This is a genomic window from Acinetobacter sp. NBRC 100985 (genome assembly GCF_000241225.1).
GTDB lineage: Bacteria > Pseudomonadota > Gammaproteobacteria > Pseudomonadales > Moraxellaceae > Acinetobacter > Acinetobacter venetianus.
In genome coordinates this window covers 81190-101235 of record NZ_BAEB01000023.1, presented here as the reverse complement: position 1 = coordinate 101235, position 20046 = coordinate 81190, and the positions used below count along the sequence as shown (strand labels likewise).

At 38.5% G+C, this 20046-nt stretch carries 23 protein-coding genes and 1 pseudogene; 17 read left to right on the top strand and 7 right to left on the bottom strand.

Translation table 11 applies throughout. The annotated features are described in order from the left end of the window. The first annotated feature begins 1 nt into the window (after window position 1). A complete protein-coding gene (gene modB, locus ACT4_RS09235) occupies window positions 2-694 on the top strand; it encodes a molybdate ABC transporter permease subunit (protein WP_007481627.1) in 693 nt (230 codons plus the stop codon). Further along, entirely contained in the window at window positions 691-1308 is a 618-nt protein-coding gene (locus ACT4_RS09230; protein WP_007481625.1) for an ATP-binding cassette domain-containing protein, read from the top strand. The genes modB and ACT4_RS09230 overlap by 4 nt, the downstream gene beginning before the upstream one ends. Here ACT4_RS09230 and ACT4_RS09225 read toward each other — a convergent pair. Then, a complete protein-coding gene (locus ACT4_RS09225) occupies window positions 1303-1569 on the bottom strand; it encodes a metal/formaldehyde-sensitive transcriptional repressor (protein ID WP_007481624.1) in 267 nt (88 codons plus the stop codon). The genes ACT4_RS09230 and ACT4_RS09225 overlap by 6 nt on opposite strands. Before the next feature lie 56 nt (window positions 1570-1625). Here ACT4_RS09225 and dmeF point away from each other — a divergent pair, with 56 nt between their 5' ends. Further along, window positions 1626-2564 carry a CDF family Co(II)/Ni(II) efflux transporter DmeF gene (gene dmeF / locus ACT4_RS09220; RefSeq protein ID WP_007481622.1) on the top strand — a complete coding sequence of 313 codons (939 nt, stop codon included), beginning with the start codon at window positions 1626-1628 and terminating at the stop codon, window positions 2562-2564. A 49-nt stretch (window positions 2565-2613) separates the two neighbouring features. Here dmeF and chrA read toward each other — a convergent pair whose 3' ends face one another. Beyond that, on the bottom strand, window positions 2614-3957 hold the full coding sequence (chrA, locus tag ACT4_RS09215; RefSeq protein ID WP_007481620.1) for a chromate efflux transporter: 1344 nt from the start codon (window positions 3955-3957) through the stop codon (window positions 2614-2616). A gap of 224 nt (window positions 3958-4181) precedes the next feature. Between chrA and tauA the strand changes: the two genes are divergently transcribed. Genes tauA through tauD form a run of 4 tightly spaced genes read left to right on the top strand, consistent with a single transcriptional unit; the run spans window position 4182 to window position 7777 of the window. Further along, the gene (gene tauA / locus ACT4_RS09210; RefSeq protein ID WP_171054791.1) at window positions 4182-5222 is read left to right on the top strand and encodes a taurine ABC transporter substrate-binding protein; all 1041 of its coding nucleotides are present in this window, start codon (window positions 4182-4184) and stop codon (window positions 5220-5222) included. 9 nt (window positions 5223-5231) lie between these two features. Further along, window positions 5232-6023 (top strand): taurine ABC transporter ATP-binding protein, encoded by a 792-nt coding sequence (locus ACT4_RS09205; RefSeq protein ID WP_007481615.1) that lies wholly within the window; start codon window positions 5232-5234, stop codon window positions 6021-6023. Further along, complete coding sequence (gene tauC / locus ACT4_RS09200; RefSeq protein WP_007481613.1) at window positions 6020-6901, top strand: taurine ABC transporter permease TauC; 882 nt, start codon at window positions 6020-6022, stop codon at window positions 6899-6901. The genes ACT4_RS09205 and tauC overlap by 4 nt, the downstream gene beginning before the upstream one ends. Window positions 6902-6931: 30 nt before the next feature. Then, complete coding sequence (tauD, locus tag ACT4_RS09195; protein WP_007481612.1) at window positions 6932-7777, top strand: taurine dioxygenase; 846 nt, start codon at window positions 6932-6934, stop codon at window positions 7775-7777. A 317-nt stretch (window positions 7778-8094) separates the two neighbouring features. Here the strand turns inward: tauD and ACT4_RS09190 are convergent, their stop codons facing one another. After that, window positions 8095-9189, bottom strand: coding sequence for an AraC family transcriptional regulator (locus ACT4_RS09190; protein ID WP_050934469.1), 1095 nt, complete (start codon window positions 9187-9189; stop codon window positions 8095-8097). Between the two features lie 64 nt (window positions 9190-9253). Here ACT4_RS09190 and ACT4_RS09185 point away from each other — a divergent pair, with 64 nt between their 5' ends. The 3 genes from ACT4_RS09185 to ACT4_RS09175 all read left to right on the top strand — a co-directional run bounded on the left by ACT4_RS09185 (window position 9254) and on the right by ACT4_RS09175 (window position 13647). Next, on the top strand, window positions 9254-10990 hold the full coding sequence (locus ACT4_RS09185; RefSeq protein ID WP_007481608.1) for a neutral/alkaline non-lysosomal ceramidase N-terminal domain-containing protein: 1737 nt from the start codon (window positions 9254-9256) through the stop codon (window positions 10988-10990). Next, window positions 10987-12273, top strand: coding sequence for a D-arabinono-1,4-lactone oxidase (locus tag ACT4_RS09180; RefSeq protein WP_007481606.1), 1287 nt, complete (start codon window positions 10987-10989; stop codon window positions 12271-12273). The genes ACT4_RS09185 and ACT4_RS09180 overlap by 4 nt, the downstream gene beginning before the upstream one ends. A gap of 210 nt (window positions 12274-12483) precedes the next feature. Continuing rightward, a complete protein-coding gene (locus ACT4_RS09175) occupies window positions 12484-13647 on the top strand; it encodes an alanine racemase (RefSeq protein ID WP_007481604.1) in 1164 nt (387 codons plus the stop codon). A gap of 91 nt (window positions 13648-13738) precedes the next feature. Here the strand turns inward: ACT4_RS09175 and ACT4_RS09170 are convergent, their stop codons facing one another. The 3 genes and pseudogenes from ACT4_RS09170 to ACT4_RS09160 all read right to left on the bottom strand — a co-directional run bounded on the left by ACT4_RS09170 (window position 13739) and on the right by ACT4_RS09160 (window position 16281). Further along, a complete protein-coding gene (locus ACT4_RS09170) occupies window positions 13739-14107 on the bottom strand; it encodes a hypothetical protein (protein ID WP_007481602.1) in 369 nt (122 codons plus the stop codon). Window positions 14108-14339: 232 nt separating this feature from the next. Beyond that, window positions 14340-15581: pseudogene (locus ACT4_RS09165) on the bottom strand (transporter). 259 nt (window positions 15582-15840) lie between these two features. Further along, a complete protein-coding gene (locus ACT4_RS09160) occupies window positions 15841-16281 on the bottom strand; it encodes a universal stress protein (RefSeq protein WP_004878423.1) in 441 nt (146 codons plus the stop codon). A 251-nt stretch (window positions 16282-16532) separates the two neighbouring features. Here ACT4_RS09160 and ACT4_RS09155 point away from each other — a divergent pair, with 251 nt between their 5' ends. Together ACT4_RS09155 and ACT4_RS09150 are read left to right on the top strand one after the other, a co-directional pair. Beyond that, entirely contained in the window at window positions 16533-16823 is a 291-nt protein-coding gene (locus ACT4_RS09155) for a hypothetical protein (RefSeq protein ID WP_007481597.1), read from the top strand. Window positions 16824-16931: 108 nt separating this feature from the next. Continuing rightward, window positions 16932-17423: a DUF2505 family protein gene (locus ACT4_RS09150; protein ID WP_004878425.1), complete on the top strand. Its 492-nt coding sequence runs from the start codon at window positions 16932-16934 to the stop codon at window positions 17421-17423. A gap of 45 nt (window positions 17424-17468) precedes the next feature. Here ACT4_RS09150 and ACT4_RS16935 read toward each other — a convergent pair whose 3' ends face one another. Further along, entirely contained in the window at window positions 17469-17672 is a 204-nt protein-coding gene (locus ACT4_RS16935; protein ID WP_081107090.1) for an amino acid transport protein, read from the bottom strand. Window positions 17673-17804: 132 nt separating this feature from the next. Here ACT4_RS16935 and def point away from each other — a divergent pair, with 132 nt between their 5' ends. The 5 genes from def to ACT4_RS09130 all read left to right on the top strand — a co-directional run bounded on the left by def (window position 17805) and on the right by ACT4_RS09130 (window position 19897). Continuing rightward, window positions 17805-18290 carry a peptide deformylase gene (def, locus tag ACT4_RS09145; protein WP_007481595.1) on the top strand — a complete coding sequence of 162 codons (486 nt, stop codon included), beginning with the start codon at window positions 17805-17807 and terminating at the stop codon, window positions 18288-18290. Between the two features lie 12 nt (window positions 18291-18302). Further along, window positions 18303-18671 (top strand): endonuclease domain-containing protein, encoded by a 369-nt coding sequence (locus ACT4_RS09140; protein ID WP_007481593.1) that lies wholly within the window; start codon window positions 18303-18305, stop codon window positions 18669-18671. A gap of 136 nt (window positions 18672-18807) precedes the next feature. Next, window positions 18808-18963, top strand: coding sequence for a hypothetical protein (locus tag ACT4_RS17285; protein WP_007481591.1), 156 nt, complete (start codon window positions 18808-18810; stop codon window positions 18961-18963). 41 nt (window positions 18964-19004) lie between these two features. Continuing rightward, on the top strand, window positions 19005-19412 hold the full coding sequence (locus ACT4_RS09135; protein WP_007481589.1) for a hypothetical protein: 408 nt from the start codon (window positions 19005-19007) through the stop codon (window positions 19410-19412). After that, a complete protein-coding gene (locus ACT4_RS09130; RefSeq protein ID WP_007481587.1) occupies window positions 19409-19897 on the top strand; it encodes a transglycosylase domain-containing protein in 489 nt (162 codons plus the stop codon). Before ACT4_RS09135 ends, ACT4_RS09130 begins: the two co-directional genes overlap by 4 nt. Window positions 19898-20046 lie beyond the last annotated feature (149 nt).

Here is a 20046-nt window from a genome sequence, read left to right as displayed (position 1 = left end):
CATGATATTAAGCCCAGATGAGTTAGAAGTACTGAAGCTGTCTTGTAAAGTGGCTGCAAGTTGTCTCATCTTTAGTCTTGTTCCAGCCATATTCATCGCTTGGGTTTTAGCAAGAAAAGAGTTTTTTGGTAAATCTCTATTCGAAACATTCATTTTTCTTCCTTTAGTTTTACCTCCAGTGGTGCCAGGTTATTTATTACTACAAGTTTTTGGAAATCGTGGATTAATTGGGCAATATCTCGCACCTTATGGATTGGAGTTTGCATTTAATTGGAAAGGAGCTGTGTTGGCTTCCGCTGTTATGGGTTTTCCACTTCTGGTCCAATCGGTACGCTTAGCAATAGAGCTGGTTGATCAACGTTTAGAAATGGCTGCCAAAACTTTGGGTGCTTCTTCGCTTGGTGCTTTCATGCAAGTGACATTGCCTTTAGCCAGTAGTGGAATTTTAGTGGGTGGAATTCTTTGCTTTTGTCGTAGCTTAGGTGAGTTTGGCGCGACCATCAGTTTTGTAGGTAATGTTGCAGGTGAAACACGAACTTTACCTTTGGCGATGTATAGTTTGATGCAACAACCAGATACTGAGACGGCTGTTTGGCGATTGATTATGATTTCATTGTCGGTTGCATTTTTTGCATTGTGGTTTGCTCAATGGTTCAACCGTTATCAAAGAAATAAACGTGGTTTTTCATCATGATTGATTGTCATATCTCAATCCAGCAAGGGCAGTTTCACCTTGATCAAGCTTTTAGCTCTGCACATGCTGTGGTTGGTCTATTTGGTGCATCTGGTTCGGGTAAGACAACAATTCTTCATAGCATCGCAGGTTTGATTACGCCTCAATCAGGATGGATTAAAGTTGAGGATCAGACGTGGTTTGATCATCAACATAAAATAAACCTGAGCACGCAACAGCGCCGCGTTGGTTTAGTTTTTCAAGATGCACAGTTATTTCCTCATAAGAATGTAATGCAAAATCTGTTGTTTGGTTTTAAGCATATTCGACCAGAGCAGCGTCAGTTTGAACTCGACTATATGGTGGAATTGCTTAAATTAGGACATTTGACTGAGCGTATGCCGATCAAGCTTTCTGGTGGAGAAAAACAACGTGTTGCATTAGGACGTGCGTTGTTATATTCACCTCATTTATTGCTAATGGATGAACCGTTGTCTGCGCTTGATGCTGATCATAAAGCTGAAATTATTCCTTTTTTTCAAATGGTTAAAAATGAATTAAAGATTCCAATGCTTTATGTCAGTCATGATAAATCCGAACTCGAGCAACTGACCGAAGACATCTGGTATTTATAAGTAGCGTTGTAACAAAGCTAAAAACTTCTGCATTTCTTCATCATTTACATGATCAGCATCTTTCAGCACATGTTGTTTTAAATGTTGCTCTATGAGCTGATTCATTAAACCATTTACCGCACCTTTGACTGCGGCAACTTGTTGTAAAACTTCAATACATGAGCTTTCTGGGTTGAGTATGGATTTTTCAACAGCCGTAACTTGCCCTTGGATTCGTTTAACCCGATTTAAAATTTTCTTGTCATGATGGAGATGAGACATACTTTTTTTCCAAAAAAATATATACTATAGGGGAGTATATTTTAAAGCTAAAACAAATGCAGCATAGTAACCTAGAAAGACGTCATTCACATCAGTTTGATCAAGGCAATCCTCTAGCGCAAAAGCGTATTTTAATTGCAACAATTTTGACTGCAATCATGATGGTTTTAGAAATCGCGGGCGGTTGGATTTTTAATTCAATGGCGTTATTGGCTGATGGTTGGCATATGAGCTCTCATATGTTGGCTTTAGGTTTAGCTTATTTTGCTTACCGAATGGCACGTCATTATGCGCATGATCCACGATTTAGTTTTGGTACTTGGAAAATTGAAGTCTTAGCTGGTTATAGCAGTGCAATCTTATTGATGGTTGTTGCTTTAATGATGGGTATTCAATCACTTGAGCGCTTATTTAATCCTGTTACGATTCATTTTAATGAAGCAATTCCGATTGCGATCGTTGGGTTGGTGATTAATTTAGTTTGTGCTTGGTTACTACATGAAGGTGGACATGATCACCACCATCATGATCATCATCATGGACATTCACACCATCACCATTCACATGATCATCATGATTTAAATCAAAAAGCGGCTTTTTTACATGTAGTTGCTGATGCCGTAACTTCAGTTTTTGCGATTATTGCTTTATTTGCAGCTAAATATTTTGGTTGGGATTTTTTAGATGCACTATTAGGACTTGTTGGAGCATTATTGGTCGCAAAGTGGTCTTGGGGATTGATTCAGGAAACTGGCAAAACACTATTAGATGCTGAAATGGAGCATCCTGTGGTTACAGAAATTCGAGAGCTGATTGCAACGTTTAAGGATGTTGAAATTACTGATCTGCATGTGTGGAAAGTGGGCAAGGGTAAATTTTCTTGTATTCTCGGTTTAGAGACAACAAGTGCTGATTTAAACCCTGATCAAATCAAAGCTGAATTATCGATTCACGAAGAAATTGTACATGCCTCCATTGAGATTCATCACATCTAATCTATAAACCACACTAGAGCTGACTCAATTCTAGTGTGGTTTGATTTTTTTAGATAAGTAAATATACGGCTAAACCACAAAGCGCTGAGACAAAAATCACGTACAGGACGTTGATTTGAAATTTGAATAAAGCGATCAATGCGGCAATGGTGATGAGTGCTGCACTATAATCAAAAGCTTGTTCAAAGCCATTTGGCCAAAGTACATGATAACTAAAAAATAATGCCAAATTTAATATGACACCGACGACTGCTGCTGTAATGGCAGTTAAAGGTGCTGTAAATTTCAATTCATTGTGGGTGGATTCGATAATTGGAGCACCAGCTAAAATAAATACAAAAGAAAAAAGAAAAGTAAACCAGGTAACGATGATTGCACCTACAACACCAGCAATAAAGAGATGCTCTACACCGAATAAAGCTTGATTAAAAGCACCCACAAAACCGACAAAAGCAACGATCATGATTAATGGGCCTGGTGTGCTTTCACCTAATGCAAGACCATCAATCATTTGTGTTGGATTGAGCCATGCATAATGATCAACTGCACCTTGATAAACATACGGCAACACAGCATACGCGCCACCAAATGTCAGTAAAGCAGCTTTGCTAAAGAACCATCCCATTTGAGTATATGTATGTTGCCAACCTAAGCTGAAGCTCAAAATAAGTATCGGCAAACACCATAAAATAGCGGCAATGATTAAAATTTTCCCGAGTCGAGACCAACTAAAGATCGCATGTTGGGGTAAAGGAGTATCATCATCAATGTGTGCAGTGCCGTAATTCTTTTGCTGATGCTGTTGAGTATTTTGTTGATTAAATAACCGAGGATAATATTTACTGAATACATATCCCGATGCTGCCGCACAAAAAATTATGAGTGGAAAAGGAAGACTAAATACAAAGATGGCAATAAATGCTGCGACTGCAATTAACCATAAAAGGTGATTTTTTAAAGTTCGATGGCCAATACGATACGTTGCATGAAATACGATGGCTGTTACTGCGGGTTTGATCCCATAAAAAAGCCCGGCAATAATTGGAACATCACCAAATTGAATATAAATCCATGACAATAAAATCAGTAGAAAGAGAGAGGGTAAAATAAACAGTATCCCAGCAATTAGTCCACCAACGTTTCGGTGCATCAGCCACCCCATATAGGTCGCTAATTGTTGTGCTTCAGGGCCGGGTAATAGCATGCAATAGTTGAGTGCATGTAAAAATCTTCGTTCTGAAATCCAGCGTTTTTGTTCAACTAGCTCGTGATGCATCACTGCGATTTGACCCGCTGGTCCACCAAAACTGATAAAACCTAGTTTTAGCCAAAACCAAAAAGCTTGCCAAAATGGAATTGCTGGCTGGATTGAAACATCGTTGGACTGCTGCATTCAGATTTCTCAATATATTCTTTTACTTATTAGGTCATTGAAATAAATCACCTAAGTCAGATAGGACATTTTAGCGATTGAATAATTCAGAATGATGAATTGTTAAAGTCACTTCAATAGAGTTCATCAGATAATCTTAATTTCTATATATTAAAAATAAATAAGCAACGCATTTTTTCTTATTTTTAATCATAAAGCGTGGCGCATAACATAAGTCGATATTGTTGAAAGATCATCTAATTATGGCCATCAAGAACACCAAGCCGCTCATTGTTACAGCAATCGTCCTAGTGGCGATTGTTGCTTTTATTGTCTATCAAAATCAAAAAGATGCTACTCCAAACCTATCTAAAAATGGTCAGACCGTGGTGATAGCTTATCAAACTGGTGTGGATCCAACTAAGGTTGCTCAAGCCAATGGTGATTATGAACGTGATAGTAATCAAGCAATTCAATGGCGTAAATTTGATGCGGGTTCAGATGTGGTCAATGCATTAGCTTCGGGCGATGTCGTGATTGGCAATATTGGCTCAAGTCCATTGGCGGCTGCAGCCAGCCGTGATTTACCGATTGAAGTGTTTTTGGTGACAGCAAAATTAGGTGGTTCTGAGGCATTGGTGGTCAGCAACAAATTAGGCATTCAAAATCCGCAAGATTTGATTGGCAAAACTATTGCCGTGCCATTCGTTTCAACCACGCATTACAGCTTATTGTCCGCTTTAAAGCATTGGAATATTGCAGACAATCAGGTCAAGATCATCAATTTGCGTCCACCTGAAATTACCGCGGCATGGGAACGTGGTGATATCGATGCGACTTATGTATGGGAACCTGCTTTAAGCAAAGTCAAAGCCAGCGGCCATGTTTTAACTGACTCGAAACAGGTCGGTGAATGGGGCGCGCCAACTTATGATCTTTGGGTGGTTCGTAAAGACTTTGCCGAGAAAAATCCTGAGTTCTTGAAAGCATTCGTGAAGACCAGTTTACAACAGATCGAAGCCTATAACCAAGACCCAAAAGCATTTGAACAAAATGCGGACAATATCCAAAAAATTGCTCAACTGACAGGCTCTGATGCGAAAGATATTCCTTTACTGTTGTCAGGCAATATTTATCTGAATGGCCAGCAACAACACGCAACTTTAGCGGGTGAATTCGCCAAGAATATTTTTGATACAGCGACTTTCTTAAAAAGTCAGGGCAAGGTCGATCAGGTGAAGCCTGATTATCAAGGCAATGTCACCACCCAATTCTTACAGCCATAGGAGATCGAAATGAGCGTATTAGCTGCTGAGCATCTTCATTTAACTTTTCCAAAGCAGACTGTACCTGTATTGCAAGATATCAATCTCAAGATTGCAGAAGGGAGTTTGACGGTAATTTTGGGTGAGTCTGGTTGTGGAAAAACCACATTGCTCAACATCTTGGCAGGCTTCCAAGCACCGAGTTTGGGGCGGATTACACTGGATCATGAAGTCGTGACTGCGCCTGATGCGCGCCGTGCGGTGGTCTTTCAGGATCATGCCTTGTTGCCGTGGTTAAATGTCTCGGAAAATATTAGTTTTGCTTTGCAGCTCAAGGGCTTGAAAGCGCAAAAAATTCAACTGCAAGTCGATGCGATTCTGAAAATTGTGGGTTTAAGCCATGTTGCTCAAGCCAATATCTGGGAATTATCGGGTGGCATGAAACAACGTGTTGGGATCGCACGCGCTTTGATTAGCCACGCAGCCTTTATTTTATTAGATGAGCCTTTTGCAGCTTTAGATGCTTTTACTCGTGAAACCATGCAACAGCTGGTTCTAGATCTGTGGATTGAACAAAATAAATCGTTCTTCCTGATTACTCATGACATCGAAGAAGCTTTGTTGTTGAGTAATCAACTGGTGTTGATGACAGCTCGACCTGGCAAGATCGTGGAAACTTTAAAGCTTGATTTTGCAGATCGTTATAAGCAGGGCGAATCGATTCGTGCAATTAAATCAGATCCGAAATTTATTCAATTGCGTGAACAACTGTTTGAACGTTTACGTGTGCAGAAACAGGCAGGGCATGAGGTGGCTGTATGACGGGTCAAGCTAAAAATACAGCCTATGAGGTGAGCAAGGCCGAAGAGCCACAACAGATCAACAAGTCACAATCCGCTTCGGTTTTAAGTCCAATATGGGCTTTCTTTACTCGACATCGTAGTTTAGTGCTGAGTCTTTCCAGTGTCTTGAGCGTACTGGTGATTTGGTATTTGATCACTGCATTAAAAGTTGTCCCAAGCCTGTTTTTACCAAGTCCACAAGCAGTATGGCAAAAGTTCCTTGAGGTCAGTCAGCAAGGTTTTATGAAAGCCACTTTATGGCAGCATTTAGCAGCTAGTATTTCGCGTGTCTTGTTGGCACTTGTTGCAGCGATTGCGATTGGTGTACCTTTGGGTTTATGGATGGGATTGAACAAATGGGTACGTGCTGTACTGGATCCTTTGGTTGAGTTATTGCGCCCGATTCCACCGTTGGCTTATTTACCCTTATTGGTGATTTGGTTCGGCATTGGTGAAACCACCAAGGTACTTTTGATTTTCTTTTCGATCCTTGCACCTGTGATTATCAGCAGTACCCATGGCGTGCTGAGCCATCAGCTCAATCGTGAACGTGCCGCCTTATCGTTAGGGGCAAGCCAATCACAAGTGTTTTGGCATGTGATTCTGCCGACGGCCTTACCGCATATTTTAACGGGTATTCGTATTGGTTTAGGTGTCGGTTGGTCAACATTGGTGGCTTCGGAGTTAGTCGCGGCAGATCGTGGTATTGGTTTTATGGTGCAGTCAGCGGCGCAGTTCCTGATTACGGATACCGTCGTGCTTGGCATTATTGTGATTGCGATTGTTGCAGTCAGTTTTGAATTATTCTTGCGTTGGTTACAACAGCAATTATCTCCTTGGTATGGTCAACAGTTGTAAGTGCAAATGGTAAAGATGAGAGAGTTAGAAATGTCGTTAAATATTGAAATGATTAAACCAACAATCGGTGCAATTATTCATGATGTAGATTTAAACACGGCTGATGAACATACCGCGCAACAAATTCAACAGGCTTTGCTGGATCATCATGTCATTTTCTTCCGCAATCAGCAACTTGCACCTCAGGCGCAAGCGGAGTTGGCACGTAGTTTTGGTTCTTTGCATATTCACCCGATCTATCCATCAGTCGAAAATGTGCCTGAAATCATTGTATTGGATAGCTGGAAACAGGATTTACGTGACAATGAGCTTTGGCATACCGATGTGACCTTTAGCCAGAAGCCACCATTGGGCTGTGTATTGCAAGCGATTAAGATACCGCCTGTAGGTGGCGATACGTTATGGTCGAGTGGGGCAGCTGCATTTGCTGCGCTAGATCAAGATTTACAGAAGAAGTTAAAAGGTTTAACTGCAACGCATGATATTCGTCAATCTTTCCCGATTGAGCGTTTTGCGCATAATGATGTTGAGCGTAAAAAACTGCAAGAAACGTTTAAGCGTAATCCACCTGTTATTCATCCTGTGGTGAGAACGCATCCTGTGACAGGTCAGCCAATTTTGTTTGTGAGTGAAGGTTTTACCACACGTATTAATGAGCTGGATGAGGCTGAAAGCGCTGAATTGCTGCAGTACTTATTTGCGCATGCCACCAATGAGCAGTTTCATTTGCGTTGGCAGTGGCAAGCGGGTGATGTGGCGATTTGGGATAATCGTTGCACGCAGCATAAGGCTTTATTTGATTATGGGGATGCGCATCGAATTATGCATCGTGCCACGATTAATGGTGATGTACCATTTTATCAAGCGGCAAGTTAAAATTTAGTTTGATAAAAAGCTTGGGTAAAATCCTGAGCTTTTTATTTTATAGTTTGATCGTCTTTGTGGGATCTTACGGAGATCTCATCCTATTTTTGGATAAGCTTTCTTTTTCTCTCTTACTTTTTAGGGATGAAAAGTAACAAAAATCCTTTGTTTGGCTGATGATACTTCCTTGTATCACAGCCAAACTGGCGGCATCCATGCCGCCGAGCGCGGTAGTGAATATTTGCGAAAATTTAAAATTACAAGAAAAAGCATTTCCGGTTCTCTTTTATCTGCGCTTGGAAATTTTTAGACCGTTTTATTCTTAGATATTAAGTAAGGTGAGTCTCTTGTTTATAAACAGAAGGTGCTTGTCCTGTCCAACGTTTAAAGGCGCGTCGGAATTCACGTAATTCGCTAAAGCCCAATTGTAGGCTAATCTCACTCATGGATAGGTTCTTTTCCAGTAATTGTTTAGCTTTACGCTCCAAGGCGTTTTGTCGAATTTGTTGGAAACTCAAACCTTCAGATAATAATTTACGTCTTAAATGGCGTTCACTCATTTGCAGATGGTCTGCTGCTTGTCGCATCTCAAAACGTTCAGGTAAATATTGTTCAATCAAATGCTCGACGATATGCACAAAGTCGACTTGATTGAGCTGATCAATTTCTTTTAAAGCCTGTTTGCAGATTTGTATCGCCGTAGCGTAGTTCGCTGGGCTGTAATTTTTGAGATTTCGATTGAGCATGCTGCTTTTAAAATGAATTTTATTGCTGGTAGTATTTAACTGAACAGGGCAGCCGAAAAGATATTGATAATCTTCTAAATTTGCGGTGGGATCATAGTTAAGTTCAAGCCCAATAACATCATCGTGGTCACCTAAAATTGCATTTAAACAGGCAATTACACTACTAAATAATTCATCGTAAAAAAAAGATTTGAGATCAAAAGTTGGGCTCGGTTCAGTCACTTCGAGCGTACAAATATCATCAAGAATTGAAAATTCGATATTCAACACACTACCTGAAACGCGATGAAATTCGAGTGCTATTTCCAGTGCATCGGCAACAGTCTTACAAGATTGCATTGCAAAGCCTAATATTCCCATCGAAATTAAGCCTTCACTGCGACCCATTTTTAAACCCAAATCAGGTTGGTCGTAGGCTGTGATTGCCTTACGAATAACATCACACATTTGGCTAAAACGAACAAAGCCATTGCTTTGCTGGACTTGATCTAAATCTAAACCAGAATCTTCAAACCATTTTTTATAATCCCATTCTTGTTGTTCTGCATAGTGGATCAAGCTTGCCAAAATCGTAGCTGGTATAAATTGCTGTGTGCTTTCCATATGGATAATTTGTTTAGGCATAAGTCCGTTTAGCCCCCCAAAAAGAAGATTCTTTAACCCTTTTGGGTATCTCATAATTTTGTTTAACTTTCAACATGCTTTATTGCAGTTAGAAAAAGAATTTACAAAGGAAGTGCCAATGTATCAAGTTGGTTGGGATAAACAAGAAATCAAGATTGCACCGAAAGGTTATGCCATGTTTGGCTATGGTCAATGGTCACATCGTGCTTATGAGCAGCGAACTGCTTTGTATGTGCGAAGCTTTAGTATTGTGGATCAGCAACAGAGTCGACTGATTCTGTGTTGTTTAGATTTAGGCTGTATTACTCATGCGATGCGAACTAAGACCGTCGCTCGATTAAGAGAAATGTTGGGTGCTGAGTTTGATGAAAATCAATTGGTACTCATGGCAACACATACCCATTCAGGACCTGGGGGCTGCGCGCATGAAGCCTTATATAATATGCCCACGCCAGGATTTGTTCCTGAACATGTCAATGCGATAGTGCATGCGATTGTTCTCAGTATTCAGACTGCAATTGAAAATGAACAAAATACCGAAATCGGTCTTTCCACCCAACATTTTGAAAATGATACGCCTGTTGCATGGAATCGCTCGATCCATGCTTATAATCGAAATCCAGAGGTGATTGAGCATTCAGAACATGAAACGCATTTAGCAATCAATCGTGAAATGCAGTTGATTGGTTTTTATAGAGAGCAGAAATTACAGTCATTTATTTCTCTGTTTGGTGTGCATGCCACCTGTTTAGGAAATAGTTTAAGTGCTTATGATGGTGATAATAAAGGTTATGCCGCGTCATTTTCAGAGCAGGCTTTAATTGAACGCGGAATTGAAAATCCAGTCACGATTTTTGCTCAAGCAACAGCTGGCGATGTGTCACCGCATTTTCATGGCAAAGATCAACTTAAGATTCGCAACAAGATTAAAGGCGAGCAGGAATATTACTATGCTCAGCAAAATGGTCGTTATCAAAGTGATTTGGCATTAACAGGTTTGCAGCAACCAATGCAGAAAGTGCAAGGTCAGATTGATGCAATTTTTTCTTATGTTGATCTGAGTCATATTGACGTTCCTCCTGAGTTTGCACATGGCAAGAAGGATGCACAAACCAGTCAGCCCTGTCATGGCGTAGCATTTTTTGCAGGTACGCCTGTGGATGGTTTAGGTGCGCCAAAACCATTGATCAAAGGGATGCAATTTCTTGCTGATCAATTTAAAAAGCAAAAATTAAAGAGTGACGCTGCGCATGATTTTACTGCTTATCAACAGCTGTACGCTTCTCAAGGACCTAAACAGATTTTGCTTGAAGCTGGCGCTAAAAAAATATTAGGTCAACCGATTGGTTTTCCTCCCAGTATTCTTGATCCATTGATTGCAGAGATGAATCGACAAGTTCGTGCTGGTGCGATTCAACAAAGCCCACTGGTTCCGAGTATTGTGCCGCTACAAATTGTTCGTTTAGGTAATTTAGCGCTCGTTTGTTGTCCGGGAGAGTTTACGACGATTGCTGGGCAACGCGTTATGGAAACAGTAAAACAACAACTTATTGGAAAATCGTCAATTGATCGAGTCTGGCTTGCCTCATATTGCAATGATTACATGGGTTATGTCACCACGTATGAGGAATATCAACAACAAGCCTATGAAGGTGGACATACCTTATTTGGGCAATGGACCTTAGCTGCTTGTCAAAGCAAGTTTAAATTATTCGCTGAGCAATTATTATTGGATAAAAAATACCGCGACTACGATCAAGCAACACGACCGAAATTAATTCCACTTCAAGAACTAGCAAAACGTACCAATCATGGAAATCTAAAAACTGCTGTGAGCCAAGGAGAGGCTGTATGAGTGATATGCATCAAGCGAAGTGGTCAAATTGGTCTGGTTTTCAAATGTCCAATCCACAACAAATTTTACAACCAGCAAATATTCAAGAGCTTCAGAATATCGTCAGAGATCATGACAAGATTAGAGTGGTTGGTGCAGGGCACTCATTCACGCCATTGGTGTGTACTGATGCAACTCTTTTGTCTTTAGATCATATTTCAGGTGTCGCATCGACGGATACTAATCGATGTCAGAGCAGTATTTATGCAGGGACACGCTTATATGATTTAGACCAATATCTACAGCAGCAATCGATCAACCAAGCCTTGATGAATCAGGGTGATATTGATCAGCAAAGCTTAGCAGGAGCTGTTTCTACGGGAACACATGGTACAGGTGCAGATTTACATTGTATTTCTGGTTATGTTGAAGCTTTTGAGTTATTGATGGCTTCTGGTGAAATCCTGACATGTAGCCGAACAGAACATCCCGAAATCTTTGCCGCTGGACGAGTTTCTTTGGGAAGCTTGGGAATCTTGACAAAGATCACTATGCAAAACCGCCCGCGTTATAAGCTTAAAGAACATATTGAACTTTGTCCTGTAGAGGACATGATGCAACATATTCATCAATGGAAGCATCAGCATCGACATATCGAGTGCTTTGTATTTTCGTATCAAAAGCAATTGATGCTGAAAACTTTAGATGAAACAGAGGAAGCAATTTTGCCTAGGAAAGAAAATTTTCCTTCGGATGATACTTTACTCACGATGTGCTCAGAGTTAACTAGAACATTTCCTTCATTGAATCCTTATTTACAAAAGCTATTGGGCATCTTTGTCAAACCGACCACCTATGTCGATTGGTCGAGCAAAATATTTCCGACGCCACGAAATACCAAGTTCAATGAAATGGAATATCAGATTCCAGTCAATCAAGGGGTTGCTTGTTTAGACGAAGTATTACATGCACTGCGAACACATAAAGTCGCGACCTTTTTTCCGCTCGAATTTCGTTTTGTAAAAGGGGATGATATTTGGCTTAGCCCTTTTTATCAGCAAGATTCAATTTCGATTTCAGTGCATCAATATCATAAGCAAGACCCACATTTAATTTTTGATGTAGTTGAACCGATTTTACAGAAATATCGAGGGCGACCTCATTGGGGAAAAATGCATACTATGACTACGGCACAGCTTCGGGCTTTATATCCAAAGTGGGATGATTTTATGGCTTTACGTCAGCAACTTGATCCAGAAGCCAAGTTTTTAAACCCCTATCTGGAAAAGCTTTTTTTAGGTTAGTTTTAATTCAGGTTCGACTTAAATATTGATTTAATTTATTGAAAAATAATTAACTTAACGGAGTCTTGTCGAGTTTTATTTATTTTAGGATAAGCCTCTTCGTCTTGCGCTTCACTAAAGCTATAGTCGCTTCGGCTTGCTCAGGTTGTAGATGACATTCCCTCGTATAAGATTTTTTTAGGATCACGATTAAATAAAAAAGGTATAGCCATGTTGGATCATTATTTTAAACAACTCAATCTCGATCTAAAAACACAGGGAATGGCGACACCACAACTGATCGTCGATGATGCTGCACTTAAGCAAAATATCCAGCATGTTCAGATTCGTCTTGCTCATGCCAAACATTTAAGAGCACGTTTGGTGGTGAAATCATTAGCAAGCCTAGATTTACTTAAGTTGTTATCTGAGCAAATCAATACGCAACGCTTTATGGTATTTCACTTACCACATATTGTTTCGATCCTAGAAAATTTTGCTGAAGCAGATATTTTATTGGGTAAGCCGATGCCTGCCCACGCTGTACGTCATTTTTTTGATCAGCATGCGGAGTGGTCGAATGCCAAAATTCAATGGCTGATTGATAGCAAGCAACGCTTACAGCAATATCTTGAGATCGCTCAACTGTATTCTTTGTGCTTAGATGTGAATATTGAAATTGATGTTGGTTTACATCGTGGTGGGGTACAGTCGACACAACAACTGACTGAAATCTTAAAGCTGATTCAACAGTATCCAAAGTATTTAAAGCTTTCTGGTTTGATGGGCTATGATGCGCATATCACCAAAATCCCAGCCATCATTAAAAAACCAGAACTTGCTTATCAAGAATCTCAACATGTTTACGCGGTTTATAAAAAGCTAATTCAAGAACAGTTTAATTCACTATGGTCAGAACAACTTTGTTTTAATGGTGGGGGGAGTCCAACTTTTAGTTTTCATACAGACAATAGTGTTTGTAATGATCTATCTTTTGGTTCAATGCTACTAAAACCGAGTGATTTTGACAGTGATTTTTTAAAGGCATTACAACCTGCGTTGTGGATTGCTGCGCCTGTATTAAAAGTCCTACCGTTTACCCAGCTTCCCTCTATGTCATTATTGGATAAATTACCACATAAGCATAAGGCGCTATTCATCTATGGTGGCTATTGGCTGGCTGACTATGTCTATCCTAACCAAGCGCATATTCATGCATTGTACGGACGTAGTACTAATCAAGAATTGGTCAATGTTCCTAAGGATTGTGATATTCAAGTTGATGATTTTGTTTTTCTTAGACCGAAGCAAAGTGAAGCAATTCTTCCTCAGTTTTCAACGTTAATACGATATAAGCAAAATACCTTTGAAGCATGGGATACATTTCGTGAATAACGATACGGTATAAATAGCCCCTTATATTTTAAACAAAGGGGCTTGTTAAGTAGAAATGAGAGCGTTTCTATCTTCAATGAAAATATAAATTTTAAAATAAATCGTTTAAGTGGCAGCTTTTGGCTTCCGTTATATTTTCAATTGAATCAACTAAAAGCACATTTGTATCTGCTTCTTGCTTATATGCACCAAGCACTTCTGCATAAATGGGTTGTTTTAGTTTTTCTGCTTTTGACAAATAATTTTCGACTGCTTTTTTTTCAGCCCAATCTGCATCTTTTAATGTATATGTATTTTCAGCAAGATCGCAGCGAGTCAAAATTGCTTTTTTATCTTTAACACTTAAAGTACCAATAAACATATCCATTATTTCTTTTGGCTCTGTGCTGTCTGCAAAAGCGATAATAGGTTGAAGCAAACCATATGTCAGCATAGAAAGTAAAATATAAGTTTTTTTCATTGAGTTTTCCGAATTGGTGAATAGCAATATAAAGAAATATGCAGATATTGTATTGAAAGAATTTATTAAATAAGACCGCCGTTATTCTATATAAACTCAGTAGATTAAGAACGGTTTTTAAACTTTTTAATGGTTTTATTTTTGTTTAAATCATAAAAATATCTAGTTGGTCAAAAGATTGTTAAAAAGATGAAGTCCAACTAGATATTTCATATGCTCAACATTTAAAAACTTAGAATTTATAGCCGATTTTCAAGCCATAGGCGATCGCTGAGTTATCTTTAAAATCTGCTTGCTCTGCAATCGGTTTGATTCCTGCTACAGGAATATAATACGTGCCGTCTTCAGCTACCACATCGCCTAGCCAGAAGTATTTAAGCCCACCTGCAATAAAGTAGTTTTCGGCAGGGTTAAACTGTACGCCTAAACCAAGCCCCCAAGAACCTTTGGTTGGATTTAAGGTCGATGCAGGATTACCTGTGCCTGAGTCCCAACTCACCTCAGTGGATGCACTCCATTTTTCAGTAAATTGATGACCAATTCCTAGCGTCGCTGCCCATTGATCTTTTTGATAACTATCTAAATCAAAACCACCTATATAAGAACCTTCACTGATTAAATCAGTGAGATATTCGGTGACTGCTCCAAATTGTGTCGGACGTATATGAAAATCTTTCCAATTGACCCAACGTAGATTCGCATAGGCGAGCGTGTCTTTATAAACACCTGTTTGAAAATCAATATTGACTGATTGTGGCGTCGTGATTGTGGTTTTACTTGGTGTGGTTACGTCTAATGGTTCACCGAACATGGTTTCTGTAACTTGCATGTCATGATCTATTTTTGAGCGATACGTCACAGCTGCTTTTTATGCAATATCTGGAATTTGATAGCTTAAACCTGCAAGCCAACCTACTGCATGATTTTGCTTAAATTTTGCATCGTAACCATTAAATGCTTCGCTATAAGAATTACCACGTAAAGCGACATCACCTTTAACGGATTGATAAACTGCGCCGCCGTAAAGTTGAAAATTGGTAAATGGGCTTAATCCGAAGATCATGCTAATACTTTCAGTATCAACATTGACCGATGTTCCTTGCTGAGTATATTCATTATCCGAGAAGGTATTATTGGATTGCATCGGATAGCGAATATCCGCGCCAAATGGTTGGTCATAGAGTAGACCAAAACTAATTTTTTCAGTGAGTTGGAGTTTTAAAGCTGCACTGTAATAATGAAAACTATTGCCCATATTGCCAGAGTTCAGATTATTAGGATCATTCACAAGTTCAGGACGATTGCGGATCGTTCCTGAAATATCTGGATCAACTGCTGTAGCATTCACCTCAACATAATTGCCATTTTCCAGAAAGGGCAGAATGGTTTGTCCTGATTGATCCAGTGCTGCTGCATGGTTTAATGTCGAGATATACATTCCAAATATACCAAGCACTATAGGGTTGAGTTTCATAGCCATCATCCTTGCTAAACAGTGTTTTAATGTTGAGGTTCTATTTTTTATAAACGGTCATTTTTTCTATCTATAGCAGCATGATTCCATTTACTATTTTGATAGAAAGTCTATGTCCATAGCGTAGTGAAGCATCTTTTGAAATGATGGAGTAGGGTTGTAATTCATCAAAATGGGGGGGGAGATCGGTCAAATAAAAACGATAGACAATAAAAAAGCCTTGTAATGACGTACAAGGCTTTCAGATTTTTAAACAAATTTATTGCTTAACAATCAATACTGGAATATGTGATTCTGTGAGAACTGCACGCGCAACACTACCCAGCAATAGGCGTTTTACGCCAGTACGACCATGAGAACCCATGACGATCAAATCAGCACCGACTTCATCCGCAACGAAAATGATGCCTTCACTAGCAGAGCCATGATAAATCTTGGTTGCAACCTCGATTCCATCACGTACAAATGACTGAGCAATATCTTGTAGTTGTGTCTTGGCATGTGATTCAGCTTGCATGAAATAATCAGTGACAGCGGGTGCAACTTGATAAAAATCGACACCTACAAATGGATCAACTGCAACCACACTGAGAATCGTAACTTTTGCCCCTGACAATTTCGCTAAAGAAAGTGCATGTTCAACCGCCGCATAAGAAATTGGAGAGTCATCTACAGGCACTAAAATATTTTGATAAGACATGTTTGCTCCTTATAGTTTATCGTTGTAAAAAAGATAAAAGTTATAATAAGTTGATAGCATATTGAGCAGGTTCAAGCAAATTAGACCTTGATCAAAAGCATCTGATAAAACTGAAATTAATGTGGAATTGTTGGAAATTCCTCAGCAAAATAGGGGTATAAGAAAATCACTGTATTTTTGTAATTTAGTTAAAAATTTACTTTAGCCGCAATGCTGAAATTAAACCATTATTTTTGATCATAGGAATATCTGTGCTACTCAGTTTAGAAGCGTTTAAACAGCAAAAATTTGATCAAGTTGCTGCCAAAATTATGGCAAATCCAGAACTCTATTTGGATTTTGAGTCGGTGTCAGATTTTTATAAAGCGGCTTGGTTAGATGAATTTCCTCAAGGAACAACATGGTCAGCAACAGGTTTGGATGATTGTGCTGAGCAGTTTTATGCAGTGATTGAATATGGGGATCATTATTTATATATCAGTCGCGCCGAACGGGTGACGGTAAAATTAGGTCGTCGACATCATTACAATAAAAATAACTAATCCGCGCAGTCATCCATTTTTAACTGATCAGATTTTGAGTTTTGAATGAGAATGCTATACTTTTGCGCAATGATGAGATCCTAAATAAAACGAAATGGAAATTTAAAGATGGCACATCAATTTACGGTTAATGAAACAATTCATGGTGTTTCGATTGAAGACTTTTCAAGATTAGTCGCTGAAACATCATTGCATGAAGCAGTGTGTAAACGCATTCCGGGTGAAAACTTAGAAATTATTGAATCTAATGTAAATGGCGATATTTATACTTTACGCCGTGAATATAACCTTGATGTTAATATTCCTGAAGTTGCAAAAAAACTATTAAAAAATGCATTTCGCTTAAAGCGTTCTGACATTACACATTTAAAAAATCTAACTTCGACAGTGGAGTTAGGTGCAAACTTACCTTTAGATGCCAAAGCTGAGCGCAAAGTGACAGGCAATAGCCAGCAAGTTGATATCACATTGACATGGACTGTAAAAGTTAAAGTTCCGTTGATTGGCGGTATGCTGGAGAAACATGCAGAAGGCGAAATTCGTAAATTTAGCCAGCTTGAAATTGAAATCGTTGAGGATGAGTTAAAGAAACATCTTTAATTTAACCTAAATCTAAAGCTCTCCATTTGGGGAGTTTTTTTATTTTTAAAAGCGTAGAAAATAGGGAAGGATCGATAGAACAATACCAATTACGCTGATGATCATGGCGTTATCAATAAAATAGGTAAATAGCATGAGAACCAATCCACAGACGAGAGGTACCGTCATCTTTTGTTTTTTGCCATACAGAAAATAGCCTAAGCCTATCGAGCTAAAGATGACCCCTAGAAAAAGTTGTGTTGCATTCATTGTTTTATGCCGTGAATTGATTTTTTATTATGTAAATAATATGACAAGATTCTTAAATGAAAATTATAGAAGCGTGAATAAATATCGAATACGATGTGTATGAGTATTGATCAAAAATAATAAGGTCGTGGGATGAGTGTAATTTTACCTGTAGCGCAACGTGGTGAAGAAATTTTAAAAATTAAAGCGGCTGCGGTTGCTCATGGGGAGTTCAATAGCGAGTGGCTATTGCAACTGGCTTCTGCGATGCATGCCACTATGCTTGAACGTAATGGTGTAGGGATAGCAGCGCCGCAAGTGTATATCTCTAAGCGAGTGATTATCGTTGCTTCTCGCGCCAATCCTCGTTATCCAGATGCTCCTGAAATGGATCCAGTAGTGATGGTGAACCCTGAGATTTTAGAGTTTTCTCAAGCGACCTGTTTTGGTGAAGAGGGGTGTTTGAGTGTACCAAATGAGCGTGGAGAGGTGGAAAGAGCACAAGCAGTCAAAGTTCGTTATTACAATTTACAGGGTGAAGTGGTTGAAACAAACTTTGATGGTTTTCCTGCACGTATAGTACAGCATGAAGTGGATCATTTAGATGGTGTGTTGTTTGTGGATAGATTGAGTGCTTAGAAAATAAAAACAATGAAATCTTATAATAAAAACTTAAAACTTCCATCGCGTGATTTGCGGAGTAATATGACTGACGCAGAACACTGTTTATGGCGGAGATTACGCCGTAAACAAATTTTAGGATTACAGTTTTATCGACAAAAGCCAATATTAAATTTCATCGTAGATTTTTATTGTTCTGCAGCAAATTTAGTCATTGAATGTGATGGTGGGCAACATTACACCGAGGTTGGGTTAGAGGCTGATCAAAATCGAGATTATGCTTTGAGTGAATTAGGGCTGCTCACTTTAAGATTTAGTAATCATCAGATTTTGACTGAAATAGATGCGGTTTTAGATCAGATTTATTGGATTGTGAAACAGAGATTGGAATCCCCCTAAATCCCCCTTTGATAAAGGGGGACTTTACGCGAATTTAATGATGGTTTTTGATTAAAAGTACTTTTCCTTTTTAATGAGACAATAACTTAAAATTTATTCTAGGCTTTAGTACTTTATTATTTGATGTGGGGAGTATATGAATATATCTTGGGCTTTGGGTTTTATCTTTGAGGATTTTGCATTAGGAGATGTTTGGGAAGCTATTCTTGCTGCTATAATTATTGCAATAGTTTTTTTTGGATTCGAGAAAGAGTTTTTGGGATTCCCGACTTTTCAGGTCAATGGTTTTTAAAATCAGTTACAAATACAACTGTATATAGACCTTATGAAAAAATGGAGTTACAGCATAATTTATTTTTACGGCTCGAAGGAAATAATATAAGAGGCGCTTCTGAAAAAATTTACGAAGATTCAAGTTATGGAAAACGTAAAACACATTTGAGACATATTTTAGAATATACAGGTAAGAATAGAGCACGAGCAAGCATTGAAGGCTCAATTCAAAAGAATATCTTTGGTCCAGATATATTGACTATACATGCGACAGAATATGGTGAAAAAAGACAATCAACTATTTATTGTCGCTTTGAGTTGAAGAAAAAGTATTTCTTTTTTAGTGATCGTATGGCAACAAGGTTTGATGGAGATTTTTATTCTATGGTTGCTGATCAAAGAGGAATAGTTTGCCTATCTAAAACAGCATTTCAGAAGTTTATTCCTGAAGTTCGAGAAAAAGTATGAAAATTTTATATTTTTTCTTCACAATTCCATTTTATGTGTTAGGTAAGGTTTTTATATTTTTTAATTTAGATAATTTAAATAATGATTTTTTGAAAAGTTGTAATTATTTAGAAAATTTAAATATAGAATTAGATGATGAAATAATTGAGATTTTGTATTTGGCAGAAGACCATAGATCTAATTTTCATTATGGTATCGATCATTATGCTATGCTTAGGGAAATTTACTTTACACATGTGAAGAAAGAGTTTCAAGGAGCAAGTACTGTAGCTCAGCAATTTGTAAGAGTTATTACGGAAAGATATGAAAGGACTTTATTTCGTAAATTAAGAGAACAGCTATTAGCAGTTTTAATCACATATGAGTTTAATAATAAGCTTATTGGGACCGGATATTTAAATATAGCATTTTTAGGATCAGGAATGTATGGCTTGACTGGTTTTTTAAGACGTAAAAAAAATTATTGGGTCAATTGGATACTCTAGAAAAAATAAAAATAGTTAGTAGATTAAAGTATCCAAAGCCCATTAAAAATAAAAAAATTTGGTCATGTAAAATGAAAGTTAGAGTAGGCAATATTCAGGCTAAAATCGTAAAGTATAAATCCCTCCCAACCTCCCTCTGAAAAAGGGAG

Coding starts and splice junctions, on each gene's coding strand:
- modB (WP_007481627.1), top strand. CDS start 2: ATGATATTAAGCCCAGATGAGTTAGAAGTACTGAAGCTGTCTTGTAAA.
- ACT4_RS09230 (WP_007481625.1), top strand. CDS start 691: ATGATTGATTGTCATATCTCAATCCAGCAAGGGCAGTTTCACCTTGAT.
- ACT4_RS09225 (WP_007481624.1), bottom strand. CDS start 1,569: ATGTCTCATCTCCATCATGACAAGAAAATTTTAAATCGGGTTAAACGA.
- dmeF (WP_007481622.1), top strand. CDS start 1,626: ATGCAGCATAGTAACCTAGAAAGACGTCATTCACATCAGTTTGATCAA.
- chrA (WP_007481620.1), bottom strand. CDS start 3,957: ATGCAGCAGTCCAACGATGTTTCAATCCAGCCAGCAATTCCATTTTGG.
- ACT4_RS09205 (WP_007481615.1), top strand. CDS start 5,232: ATGAGCGTATTAGCTGCTGAGCATCTTCATTTAACTTTTCCAAAGCAG.
- tauC (WP_007481613.1), top strand. CDS start 6,020: ATGACGGGTCAAGCTAAAAATACAGCCTATGAGGTGAGCAAGGCCGAA.
- tauD (WP_007481612.1), top strand. CDS start 6,932: ATGTCGTTAAATATTGAAATGATTAAACCAACAATCGGTGCAATTATT.
- ACT4_RS09190 (WP_050934469.1), bottom strand. CDS start 9,189: ATGAGATACCCAAAAGGGTTAAAGAATCTTCTTTTTGGGGGGCTAAAC.
- ACT4_RS09185 (WP_007481608.1), top strand. CDS start 9,254: ATGTATCAAGTTGGTTGGGATAAACAAGAAATCAAGATTGCACCGAAA.
- ACT4_RS09180 (WP_007481606.1), top strand. CDS start 10,987: ATGAGTGATATGCATCAAGCGAAGTGGTCAAATTGGTCTGGTTTTCAA.
- ACT4_RS09175 (WP_007481604.1), top strand. CDS start 12,484: ATGTTGGATCATTATTTTAAACAACTCAATCTCGATCTAAAAACACAG.
- ACT4_RS09170 (WP_007481602.1), bottom strand. CDS start 14,107: ATGAAAAAAACTTATATTTTACTTTCTATGCTGACATATGGTTTGCTT.
- ACT4_RS09160 (WP_004878423.1), bottom strand. CDS start 16,281: ATGTCTTATCAAAATATTTTAGTGCCTGTAGATGACTCTCCAATTTCT.
- ACT4_RS09150 (WP_004878425.1), top strand. CDS start 16,932: ATGGCACATCAATTTACGGTTAATGAAACAATTCATGGTGTTTCGATT.
- ACT4_RS16935 (WP_081107090.1), bottom strand. CDS start 17,672: ATGAATGCAACACAACTTTTTCTAGGGGTCATCTTTAGCTCGATAGGC.
- def (WP_007481595.1), top strand. CDS start 17,805: ATGAGTGTAATTTTACCTGTAGCGCAACGTGGTGAAGAAATTTTAAAA.
- ACT4_RS09140 (WP_007481593.1), top strand. CDS start 18,303: ATGAAATCTTATAATAAAAACTTAAAACTTCCATCGCGTGATTTGCGG.
- ACT4_RS17285 (WP_007481591.1), top strand. CDS start 18,808: ATGAATATATCTTGGGCTTTGGGTTTTATCTTTGAGGATTTTGCATTA.
- ACT4_RS09135 (WP_007481589.1), top strand. CDS start 19,005: ATGGAGTTACAGCATAATTTATTTTTACGGCTCGAAGGAAATAATATA.
- ACT4_RS09130 (WP_007481587.1), top strand. CDS start 19,409: ATGAAAATTTTATATTTTTTCTTCACAATTCCATTTTATGTGTTAGGT.